Origin of the sequence: Dehalobacter sp., assembly GCA_023667845.1 — a bacterium.
Lineage (GTDB): Bacteria > Bacillota > Desulfitobacteriia > Desulfitobacteriales > Syntrophobotulaceae > Dehalobacter.
On the sequence record JAMPIU010000209.1, the window covers coordinates 1 to 9,939 of the forward strand.

General features: G+C 43.6%; 15 protein-coding genes and 1 tRNA gene. 13 read left to right on the plus strand and 3 right to left on the minus strand.

Annotation, left to right across the window (positions count from 1 at the left end; translation table 11 throughout):
- Nucleotides 1–302 precede the first annotated feature (302 nt).
- From NC238_17965 to NC238_17995, 7 genes are all read left to right on the plus strand, one after another.
- Nucleotides 303–851 carry a hypothetical protein gene (locus NC238_17965; GenBank protein MCM1567798.1) on the plus strand — a complete coding sequence of 183 codons (549 nt, stop codon included), beginning with the start codon at nt 303–305 and terminating at the stop codon, nt 849–851.
- Between the two features lie 6 nt (nt 852–857).
- Entirely contained in the window at nt 858–1,451 is a 594-nt protein-coding gene (locus tag NC238_17970) for a hypothetical protein (GenBank protein MCM1567799.1), read from the plus strand.
- A 34-nt stretch (nt 1,452–1,485) separates the two neighbouring features.
- Nucleotides 1,486–2,892, plus strand: a complete 1,407-nt coding sequence (locus NC238_17975; GenBank protein MCM1567800.1) for a Mu-like prophage major head subunit gpT family protein — start codon at nt 1,486–1,488, stop codon at nt 2,890–2,892.
- A 36-nt stretch (nt 2,893–2,928) separates the two neighbouring features.
- A complete protein-coding gene (locus NC238_17980; protein ID MCM1567801.1) occupies nt 2,929–3,477 on the plus strand; it encodes a hypothetical protein in 549 nt (182 codons plus the stop codon).
- Between the two features lie 188 nt (nt 3,478–3,665).
- Nucleotides 3,666–3,947, plus strand: coding sequence for a hypothetical protein (locus NC238_17985; GenBank protein ID MCM1567802.1), 282 nt, complete (start codon nt 3,666–3,668; stop codon nt 3,945–3,947).
- Nucleotide 3,948: 1 nt separating this feature from the next.
- Nucleotides 3,949–4,356, plus strand: a complete 408-nt coding sequence (locus NC238_17990; protein MCM1567803.1) for a hypothetical protein — start codon at nt 3,949–3,951, stop codon at nt 4,354–4,356.
- Nucleotides 4,353–4,769 (plus strand): retropepsin-like domain-containing protein, encoded by a 417-nt coding sequence (locus NC238_17995; GenBank protein MCM1567804.1) that lies wholly within the window; start codon nt 4,353–4,355, stop codon nt 4,767–4,769. Before NC238_17990 ends, NC238_17995 begins: the two co-directional genes overlap by 4 nt.
- A gap of 170 nt (nt 4,770–4,939) precedes the next feature.
- On the opposite strand, the gene NC238_18000 is transcribed toward NC238_17995, so the two are convergent.
- The gene (locus tag NC238_18000; protein MCM1567805.1) at nt 4,940–5,644 is read right to left on the minus strand and encodes a hypothetical protein; all 705 of its coding nucleotides are present in this window, start codon (nt 5,642–5,644) and stop codon (nt 4,940–4,942) included.
- 164 nt (nt 5,645–5,808) lie between these two features.
- On the opposite strand from NC238_18000, the gene NC238_18005 reads away from it, so the two are divergent.
- The 5 genes from NC238_18005 (at nt 5,809) to NC238_18025 (ending at nt 7,934) form a co-directional block, all read left to right on the plus strand.
- Nucleotides 5,809–5,979 carry a helix-turn-helix domain-containing protein gene (locus tag NC238_18005; protein MCM1567806.1) on the plus strand — a complete coding sequence of 57 codons (171 nt, stop codon included), beginning with the start codon at nt 5,809–5,811 and terminating at the stop codon, nt 5,977–5,979.
- 120 nt (nt 5,980–6,099) lie between these two features.
- Nucleotides 6,100–6,339 (plus strand): helix-turn-helix transcriptional regulator, encoded by a 240-nt coding sequence (locus NC238_18010; GenBank protein ID MCM1567807.1) that lies wholly within the window; start codon nt 6,100–6,102, stop codon nt 6,337–6,339.
- 190 nt (nt 6,340–6,529) lie between these two features.
- Nucleotides 6,530–6,817: a DUF739 family protein gene (locus tag NC238_18015; GenBank protein ID MCM1567808.1), complete on the plus strand. Its 288-nt coding sequence runs from the start codon at nt 6,530–6,532 to the stop codon at nt 6,815–6,817.
- A 184-nt stretch (nt 6,818–7,001) separates the two neighbouring features.
- Complete coding sequence (locus NC238_18020) at nt 7,002–7,163, plus strand: hypothetical protein (GenBank protein MCM1567809.1); 162 nt, start codon at nt 7,002–7,004, stop codon at nt 7,161–7,163.
- A 198-nt stretch (nt 7,164–7,361) separates the two neighbouring features.
- Nucleotides 7,362–7,934, plus strand: a complete 573-nt coding sequence (locus NC238_18025) for a hypothetical protein (protein MCM1567810.1) — start codon at nt 7,362–7,364, stop codon at nt 7,932–7,934.
- A 304-nt stretch (nt 7,935–8,238) separates the two neighbouring features.
- Here NC238_18025 and NC238_18030 read toward each other — a convergent pair whose 3' ends face one another.
- Nucleotides 8,239–8,403, minus strand: coding sequence for a helix-turn-helix domain-containing protein (locus NC238_18030; GenBank protein ID MCM1567811.1), 165 nt, complete (start codon nt 8,401–8,403; stop codon nt 8,239–8,241).
- 147 nt (nt 8,404–8,550) lie between these two features.
- Here NC238_18030 and NC238_18035 point away from each other — a divergent pair, with 147 nt between their 5' ends.
- Entirely contained in the window at nt 8,551–9,804 is a 1,254-nt protein-coding gene (locus NC238_18035) for a site-specific integrase (protein MCM1567812.1), read from the plus strand.
- Nucleotides 9,805–9,825: 21 nt separating this feature from the next.
- On the opposite strand, the gene NC238_18040 is transcribed toward NC238_18035, so the two are convergent.
- Nucleotides 9,826–9,900: transfer RNA gene (locus NC238_18040), tRNA-Trp, on the minus strand.
- Nucleotides 9,901–9,939: the final 39 nt, after the last annotated feature.

The window sequence follows — 9,939 nt, forward strand, 5'->3', positions numbered from 1 at the left end:
GCAGGCGGTCCGTCCGGAGGCGACACTGTAAACGTAACAGTTAATGTTTATGCTTCAGATGGCAATGCCCGCTCTATTGCATCAACAGTTAAGGACACGGTTGTCGAAGTGATAGAAGATTACTTTGACGGTAAAGCAAGGGTAGCCTTTGGCTAAGCATGGTTACTGGTAAGGCCTGGAAGTAATCGCGGGTCCTTCTGGACCGGTGGGGGGAGCGCGGGTCTTGCGACACCCGAAATTCCACCCAGTATAAAATAAAAAAATCAATTGACAACCTGACATGAAGGAGGGGTTAACAATAATTGTCTACTAAGCAACCGGCTAAGATGATTAATGGAAAATTGTGCTTTACCACCGGCGCCATGTGTGAAACCCTGGGCATTACAAGGGAGACGCTATCCCGGTGGGATTCAATGGGCTGTCCAAAGGTGGCCCGCGGATGGTGGCCGTTCCGGGAAGTTTTGACCTGGCGGGGAGTCCTTTCAGCATCAGGCTTTACATCAGACGCCGAACCAAGTCAGCAAAACCTATACCGAAAGAAGCTTGCCGCGGAGGCCCGGCTGAAAGAACAAAAAGCAGAAGAGGCTGAATTTAAAAACACCATTGTCCGGAGTGACTATATTCCGAAGGATGAGGCCGCAGCTGAATTAAAAAGGTCCTACAGCGTTCTCAAGAGGTCCATGCTGGCATACAGCCGCCAGATAACCAAATCTTTATCCTCTTATATTGATTCAGTGACGGCCGGCCGGATCGGGAACATGGTAACCGAGCTGAGCTTAGATGCTCTCGAGCAATTTAGTATTAAAGGCGTATTTACGGCGCCGAAGAAAAAAGCCAAAGGAGGACAATAGACTATTATGTTTGGTGACAGTTACGAAAAGGCATTCAATAGTTTAAAAAACACTGTTGACCAGCTGGCGAAAAAGGGACAAGCCCGGGAAGCAAAGCTCGAGGCCAATCTCCAGGACCTCACCCGGGAAGCTCAAAGCTTAAAGGACAGTATCGGACTGAAGACCCAGCAGCTGGTTGACGCTGAGATCGAAGATGATACAAAAACCCAGGAGCAGATCAACAAGGAGCTGGCTGCATTAAGGCTGCAGCTGGGGGACTTCGAAAGCAAAATAGCAGCTTACAAATCAAGCCTCGAATTTCCCGGTCTTTCAGGTGATGAAGTTAAAAAGGTGAAATCTGCAGCCCTGAAGGCATTCCAGGAGCGCCAGAAAAAAGCGGTTGACCTGGATATCAAGATCAGCAAAGCATTTGAGCAGCTCCAGGCCCTGAATGAGGAAATCGGAAAGATGAACGAAGAGAAACTCACCCTCGATCATCCGAAAGAGGCTCTTATCGCAAAGCCGGTGATGAAATTTGTTCACCCCGAGTTCAGGGATCCGAAATATGAAACCTTCCAGGGTGAATATCAATACCGCTTTGTTAACTGGCTAAATAGCTAATCGGTAAAAATAACTAATAACAGGAGGTTTCGTAATGAACAAAAAAGAGCAATTCAAAAAGAAATTTAAGCGCCAGGAAGAAATTGTGAATGGCGTTAAAGCTGCAAGGCGTGATTATCTAACAGAAGCAGAGCAGGCGGAGTTTGATGCCCTGCAACGGGACATTGACACCCTTAAAACTGAGATCGAAGAAGAGGATAACGCTAACAACGAGAGCCAGCGCGCAGCTGAAATTACCACACTGTGCAGGGATTTTGGTGTGGATCCTGCTGAACATATCAACACCGGGGCCTCGGTTGCCCAGGTCCGCGCAGCAGTGCTGGAAAAACTGAAGACTGAAAGAAAGTTACCAGGGGCCAAAATTACGGCCGATGAAGCCGATAAATTCAGGGACGCTGCGGTGGACGCTATTTTATCCCGGGCCGGTATCAATGTCCAGGACCCCGCTCCAGGATACAGGGATCTCATGGGGGTGCGTTTAACCGGGTTCGCTTCGGAATGTGTCCTGCGGAAGGGCATTCAAAGCCCTCAGCGGCTGGACGAAGATATCCTTATCCGGGAAGCCCTTTCACCTGACAGCCAGTTTGGAGGCATTCTTTCTAATGCCGCCAACAAGGCCATGGCCGTTTCTTACAAGGCCGCGGGTACAACCTTCCAGAAGTGGACCAGGAAAGGCAGTAATCCTGACTTCAAGGCAACGATGCAATACCAGATCTCCGAGGCTGGGGAACTGCTGCCCGTGACCCAGAGCGGCGAATTCAAGTTCGATGAGGTAACGGACCAGGGAGTAAGAAAGGTGATCGCGACATTCGGCCGGGGCTGGGGCTTGACTAGGCAGGCCATAATTAATGACGATATCGGAGCCCTTACAAAGACGCCGGCAGCATATGCCCGGGCAGCTGCAAGGGGTATTAACCGGTTGGTTTATATGCAGCTTGGAGCAAACCCGGTTATTTATGACAGCGTTCCGTTATTCAACGCAGCGCACGGCAATGTGGCCGCGGCTCCTGGGGCTATTAACGTTGCAAACGTGGGATCTGGCAAGGCAGCCATGCGGCAGCAAAGAGGGCTCCGGGGGCTTGAAGCTCTGAATATCGGCCCGAAATTTCTGCTTGTGCCGGCAGCCCGGGAAACCGTTGCCCAGCAATTTATTTCAAGGGCGCTGGTAGCTACTACCCAGGGCGCTGTTAATCCACTGGCAAACATTCTTGAACCTGTTGTTGATGCAGAACTTGATCCGTACAGCCTGACAGCCTGGTACCTGGCCGCGGATCCCCATGAAGCAGATACCATTGAAGTGACCTACTTGAACGAAAAGGACCTGCCCACAATTGAAAGCCAGGTCGGCTTTGATTACCTGGGCGTCAAGTGGCGGATCTTCATTGACTATGGTGTGACCGTTTGCGATTTCCGCGGCCTGTACATGGACGCAGGGATTTAACCTTTACAGAGCATAGGCCCTCGATCACGGGGGCCTATGAATAAAATAAACGGAGTATATAACGTGGAACATAACAGTTTAAAAGATCTGTTTGACAAAATCGGCTGGGAGCTGGGCATCCAGGCAAACCTCTTGCAGGATCAGGATATCGCAGATAAAAATTCCTATGGTTGGGCTGGCTGTTTTAAAGGCGTCAACTGGATATTTATAAATCTGGAGCTGATTAGAGAACACCTAAACAACCCGGGCGGCCTCCGCTTAACGAACGTGTGGAGACCTATAACCACAATGGAGCAGGCGCTGTTTTATGTCTTGGTGCATGAATACACTCATTTACAGGATCACCCTGAAAGCATAACCGGCCTTACTGATGCTGATTATTATGACCTGTTCAAAGCGCTAGGAGATAAGCCTGCCTTGATAGAGCTTCACAACAGGGAACCCAGCGCAGAGGACCGGCAGCACCGGGTTGACATCCACACTGAGGACTTTTACACAGCTGACCGCGTTAATACGTATCGCTGCGGCGGGATTCTGGCCGACTTGGAGGAAGTGGCCAGGCGGCCGGCGCCCGGGCTCGGGTAATTGCAGACATGGAAAGCCTCATTGATGCTTTTTTATTTCATGTGAAATATTTTTCCGGACGTGGTCATGGCGCCCAGGTGCGGGGAATGTCGTAACGTGTCGGAATTTTTGTCAAGGAAATTGTATTAATTTGTCTAAATAAATTAAACAAAGGAAATAAACTAACCGAGTATATTAGGAGGAGAGTAATGGAAAATATAGAATTAAAAAAGCATGCAATAAAAAGAGTTTTTGAAGAAAACCCAGAAAATTCTGAAGCAAAATTTTGTGATTTTGTAAGTATAACCGCAACAGATGATTATGTAACTCTATCTTTTTATCAGACACGTCCACCTTTAGATCCAACCGATATTCAAGTGTCCAAATGTGTTTTAGAATCAAGGATTGTATTAACTTGGAATCTTTTTGAAAAGACTTTTCAAAATTTTTCTGGTTTAATAGAATCACGAAAACACAGGGAGCTTGAATAATATGGTTAACAAAACTGCAACTATAGCGTTTGGGGATAGATATTTTCAAGGCAATATAATTGGCACTCCAACAATACCTGTAAGTGTAAGAGTGGCTGATTTATCTACAGAATATATTTCATTTGCATCAGCAACTTCTAATGTTTTTGAAGGATTAACAACCGAATCCCACGAGGAGGGGTCATATATGACCCAGGCAATAAATCAAACTGAATTAGATTTTTTTATGGAAAATTTTAACCGAATTATTGAACAATATAATGGAAAATGGTTAGCAATTTCAAAAAATGAGATTGTTGCTGAAGGAACAGATTTTGGTGAAACACTTTCTATTGCTATTGGTAGGGGGGTTATTTCACCTTTAATTATTCTTGCGGATAAAGAATCCTGGGAGCATAAAAGATTATGATTAATCTTAAATTTGACGAGTATTTAAAGTATCAACATAACAGCCCTCCTGTACCAGTTTTACAGGTTCGTTTTGTTTTTAATCAACAACATCCACCATTTTTTTTGCCTATGGTGGTTGATTCTGGCGCTTTTTGTACCACCTTACCTATGAGTATAGCGACTGGTCTTAATTTAGATTTATCAACTGCCCAAGATATAAATTTTAGCACTCCAGGTGGCAATGGGATTGGTAAAAAAATTGAAAATGTTAGAATAGAGATCAGTAAAAAAATAATATATGGACCTGTTATGTTTAATCCTTTAATGGACAACCAACCTTACGGTCTTTTAGGAAGAGAGGGGATATTTGATAAAATAAAAATAGCATTCCGTGAAAGCCACTGCAAAATGTTTTTGTCACACACATCATGATAGAGCCTTAGGGCTCTATTTTTATGTCCGATTATTAAATGAATATCTTGGCCGGCGAGGGGGGGATGAAATTTGGAGGCCTGCCCTCTGGAGTGGGTAATGACCTGGTAAACCAGTTTGCTATTCCATCACATGTATTGTTGATATTGCGTTTATTACAGAACAGTTGTTTAGTCGGTGTGGTCAGGAGTGCTGGAGAGCCGTTTGCTACTCCACAATAAAAAAGCAGCTATTATAAAAAAAATGCAAAATAATGATATCCATATACCTATCGCAATCTTACGCTCCTGCCAGGCCCATGTTTTAAGTTCTGAATCAGATCTTGATTCCGCATATCTGACCTGGTCGCTTAACTTTGTATTCGATGTCTGCTTAACATCCATAGCATTAAGCCAATTTATTTGGGCGTCAATGTATTTTTGTGGTATATCATATTCATATTCCGGATATCTTTTTATGTCTGTTGCAACAGAAAAAGAGAATCCATATTTACCAAGATTTTTTTGTTCATCAAGGGGTTTAATATATTGAAAGTATCTTGCATGTCCCCAATAATTTTGTTGCATAACTTTGTCGGCTTCTTCCACTTGTTTCTGTAAATGCTGACTTTTTTGTAATTCTTCCGGTGAAGCTAATATTTCGGCTTTTCTGTTTTCCAATTTATATGGTGAAATTACAGGGAGCATCTCGCCGCTATAAAAATTCCCCTTGTTACTGCCATAAAGCTTAACCCAGGTTTGCCCAGTCCAGCGATCTTTTATGTGAATAACTTTTATTGCATCAACTGTTTGAGTAGGTCCCTGGTCCCATCGCAAGATTAAAACAACGAGTAAAATAAAACAGAAAACAAGAGGGATGAACCAATATCTGCGCACATATAACACCCCTTTAAATTTGCTAAAACAATATTTCTATAGTTCTCGACATTTCCCCTTGTGGAATAATGTCGAGGTTTGTCGGAATGTTATTATTGACACAATGTTATACATTGATATATTTTGTTATATATAGAGATATTACATGAGAAGGATGGTGGTATATGGAAGAATTGTTGACGAAGAATGAATTATGTAAATGGCTGAAGATCAGCAGCATGACTGCCTACAGGTGGCGTAAAGAGGGAATGCCATTTATCCAACACGGCAATGTAATTCGCTACGATAAGGCCAAAGTAACAGAATGGCTGGAAAAGAAGAATGGAAACAAGTAAGGAAGCCGCTTACTCCTGGCAGAGACCGGCTTCCCCATCAGACAATACCCCAAAAGGGGCTTGCTTCGCTATATTATAGCAAAGCTGACCTCCTGGGGCAAGTAAAAAGGAGGGTTATTGGTGACGAAAAATGTCGTCAACAGAAGACTTAAAGGGCTCATGGCTGAAAACGGGGTAACAATTCCTGAGCTGGCTAAAAAAATGGGTATATCCAGAAGCTCACTTTCAAGAAAAATTAACGGCCGCCAAACCTGGTATGCTTATGAGATATGCTTTATTACTAAATATTTTGGGTTTTCTGAGTTTAAAAATGTTTTTCCGGAGCTGTATAACTCGGTTCTGACAAGGGAGGCAGTTTAACGAAGGAACAAGTATTAGAAAAACAGAGTATTGATCATGCCACAATGTGTATAATTGAAGAAGCATTGATTAAAATAACCAGGGCTGAGATTATACTGGCCCATCTCGAACCAGGGGTGGGGCGGTTCTGCTTCGGTGGGGCCGCTCCAGCTGTAATATTTACGTAAAATAATAGGGAGGCTTTAAAAGAATGGAAAAAAACAAAAACAAGCCGTATATGGCATTAAAGGGCAAAATTGTTGAAGAAGGCCATACTTACAAAAGCCTAGCTGCCGCCATAGGGAGAACTCCTAAATTTATTTCTAATAGAGTTAGTGGGAAGGTTGATTTTTCTATGGATGATTTGGGGGTAATTGCTTCGGCGCTCAATATTGAGCCTCTAGAAATGTGTAAGTATTTTTTCCCGACAGCCTATAAGGCGGGGAAGGGCAATGTAGTTTATGAGGGGAGCTGCCGGCAGCAGGCTGCTCCAGCATAGAAGGTTAATAGTAACCAGGGGTGGGGCGGTTCTGCTTCGGCGGGGCCGCTCCACTTCGAAATATTTCACGTGAAATATTATTGCCGGTCCGTAAAAGTGGGCCGGCTTTTCTTATATGTCACGTCAAATTCAAATTTCCAAGCGCTTGGGAATTTGACCTGCAGCCGGGCGGCCGCTCCCCTGGGTGCCTACTGAAGCCCGGGAGCTGCAGCTGACCATCCAGGATCACGGCGCCTGCGCCGGCCATGTGCAGGAAACTGGTAACTTTACGCTGCAGCCTGGCCGCACAGCCCTGCAGGAGCAAAGCAACAAGCAGAACGGCAAGCCAATCCCCTTACTGATGTAATTATCGTGGCTTAGAAACGATTCTGAGAGGCAGCTTTTTGGCGCCAGGGCAATACTGCTTAATGAAATTGACGACTGCGAATGTAAGTTAGCCAGTTATTTATATTTTCATGTAACTTTATGGGATATATTGTCGTGCCGAAGGAATTTATTCAGCTGACATAGAAAGCTTGATAAATTTTGTAAGGGAAGTGGTATCGTGGAATTATTCCTACTAATTGTTGGTATTATTATCGCGGGCGTGGCTTGGAGTATCATTTATACAAATAAGAAGAAAAAGCAGATGGAAGATGAGTTATCCAATATTGATTTCAATGCAACTCAAAAAGTAATGTCAGAAAATGGCGCTACTGGTATAGCAATCGATGAAAATACCAAGAAGATATGCTTGATAAAAAACATGCCAACAGTATCTACAAGGATTATTAATTATAATGACATTATAAGCTCTGAAATTTTAGAGGACAGTAAGACAATTACCAAGAGCCAGAGAGGGAGTCAGATAGGGGGAGCTGTTGTCGGTGGTCTGTTATTGGGTGGTGTTGGAGCTGTTATTGGAGGCCTTTCCGGTAAAAAACAGGCAGAAACCAAAGTTAAAAAAATAGACTTGCAAATTATAATAAATGATATTGCTAATCCAATGCATAATATTATTTTTTTGAATATAGAAACAAAAAAAGACGGAATTATATATCGTTCTGCAATTGAAAAAGCTTCCCACTGGCAGGCATTATTAACTGCTGTTATAAAACAGGCAGAGATGTCCGCATAATAACAAACCCCCCGGCGATGGCCGGGATAAGATAAGCCCTGGGTCAGAGGATCCAGGGTCTTTTTTAGTCTGGTCAGAGTAAGGGATCTGATATAGACGTTTTTTATTTTTGGCTGCCGCTGTCCCCTCATAATCGTCACTACCGTCACCTTATCATCACCCTATCGTCACTGGGAAAAGCCTTGATATTCCTAAGTTTGTGACGGTGTGACGGTTGTGACGATATTTTCAGTAACTTTACGGAAAGCTATGATCTCCCTAATATTAAAAATACCGGATGGCCGATAAGTGAAGGTCAGGCTGTTTATTTATCACCCTGGAGCAGCTTGTTCAACTCTGTTTCAGAGATACGCCATAGCTCTCCAATTTTGACAGCTTTTAATTTACCTTCACGTATCCATCTATACAAGGTCCGGATATTAACCTTTAGCTTGTCAGCCACTTCTTGCGGAGTATAAAAATTATCCATATTATCAATCCTCCCTGTACGTTATAATACCATTAACTTCACGATTGTACAATATTATACTTGACTATGAATATTCACTGTTGTACACTTGTATACACAGTTATACATTTTATATAAAATAAATATGGTAAATTGGAGGACTGAACCATGGCAGGTAATATTGTAAAAGTTAAGGAAGGTTATTACAGGCTTCGCTATAAGGATTCCTCACAGTATGTAAAGGCCAAAAGTGATCGTGAGGCTGAAAAAATTATGGCAAAGTTTATAACCGATGTTGACAGCGGGGACTATAGGCAACCGTCAAAGATGACTTTTAAACAATTCGCTGAACGGTGGATTAAAGAATATGGAGAGGTTAAACTAGCGCCAAAGACCCTGTTTATTTACAAGCAAATGCTGCAAAGCCGGATTTACCCGGAATTCGGGGATAAGAAGCTTGAAAAAATTAAACCTCTGGAGTTGCTTGGATTTTACAGTAATATAAGAAAAGAGCATAAATATATTAGTATTTCAAAGGACGGCATTGAAAAGGAAAAGAAATCTGCGGGGCTAACAGAAAAAACGATCAAGCACCACCACGGCCTGATCTGCGCTATATATGAAAAGGCCATCAAGTGGGGCGTTTTGAAGGGAGACAATCCCGCCAGGCGGATAGACCCGCCACAGGCCGAGAAAAAGAAGGCGCGGTGTTATGATGAAGCGCAGACAAAGAAACTACTGGCGGCCCTAGATACCCTGGACGAAAGTAATTTAAGGGATAAAGTTGTTACCATGATTGCCATTATGACCGGGGCCAGGCTAGGGGAAATCATGGGTTTGGAGTGGCAGGATATTCACTTTGACCAAAAGGTTATTGAAATAAGGCAATCAAGCCAGTATTTACCCGGCAAAGGCGTTTTTATAAAAAAGCCAAAGACAGAAATGAGCGAGCGTAAAATATCCGTAAACGATACCCTGTTAACCCTGCTGCAAAAATATCAGGATGATCAGCGGGAGAAGGGCTTTATCTGCCAGGACAACAATCTTCTTTTTGTTGCCTGGGACGGCAAGCCGATGCACCCAAACTCTATTACAAAATGGTTCCCGGCCTTCCTGCGGCGCAACGGGCTTCCACCGCTTAACTTCCACGGACTGAGGCACACCAGCGCCACGTTTTTAATCAGCAAGGGTATGGACATTCAGACAGTGGCCGGCCGGTTGGGCCACAGCACCAGCGCCACGACACAAAATATATATTCTCACTTCCTGGAGAGTAAAGATCGCCAGGCAGCGGACCTTATGGAGGATGCGTTTGCAACAAAAAAAGAGACTCAAAAGCAGTCTAAAAGTAAATCTGTCTATTTTCTGTCTAAACAAAGAAACAAGGACCGAGGTAAGATTACCGCGGCCCTTGACAGATAAGGTTTTTATCCTTGATAAAACTGGCAGGGGAGACAGGACTCGAACCTGCAACACCTGGTTTTGGAGACCAGTACTCTACCATTGAGCTACTCCCCTGTGTATATTGGGTACGTACTATATTATATAAAAAACGGT

Coding starts and splice junctions, on each gene's coding strand:
- NC238_17970 (MCM1567799.1), top strand. CDS start 858: ATGTTTGGTGACAGTTACGAAAAGGCATTCAATAGTTTAAAAAACACT.
- NC238_17975 (MCM1567800.1), top strand. CDS start 1,486: ATGAACAAAAAAGAGCAATTCAAAAAGAAATTTAAGCGCCAGGAAGAA.
- NC238_17980 (MCM1567801.1), top strand. CDS start 2,929: ATGAATAAAATAAACGGAGTATATAACGTGGAACATAACAGTTTAAAA.
- NC238_17985 (MCM1567802.1), top strand. CDS start 3,666: ATGGAAAATATAGAATTAAAAAAGCATGCAATAAAAAGAGTTTTTGAA.
- NC238_17990 (MCM1567803.1), top strand. CDS start 3,949: ATGGTTAACAAAACTGCAACTATAGCGTTTGGGGATAGATATTTTCAA.
- NC238_17995 (MCM1567804.1), top strand. CDS start 4,353: ATGATTAATCTTAAATTTGACGAGTATTTAAAGTATCAACATAACAGC.
- NC238_18005 (MCM1567806.1), top strand. CDS start 5,809: ATGGAAGAATTGTTGACGAAGAATGAATTATGTAAATGGCTGAAGATC.
- NC238_18015 (MCM1567808.1), top strand. CDS start 6,530: ATGGAAAAAAACAAAAACAAGCCGTATATGGCATTAAAGGGCAAAATT.
- NC238_18030 (MCM1567811.1), bottom strand. CDS start 8,403: ATGGATAATTTTTATACTCCGCAAGAAGTGGCTGACAAGCTAAAGGTT.
- NC238_18035 (MCM1567812.1), top strand. CDS start 8,551: ATGGCAGGTAATATTGTAAAAGTTAAGGAAGGTTATTACAGGCTTCGC.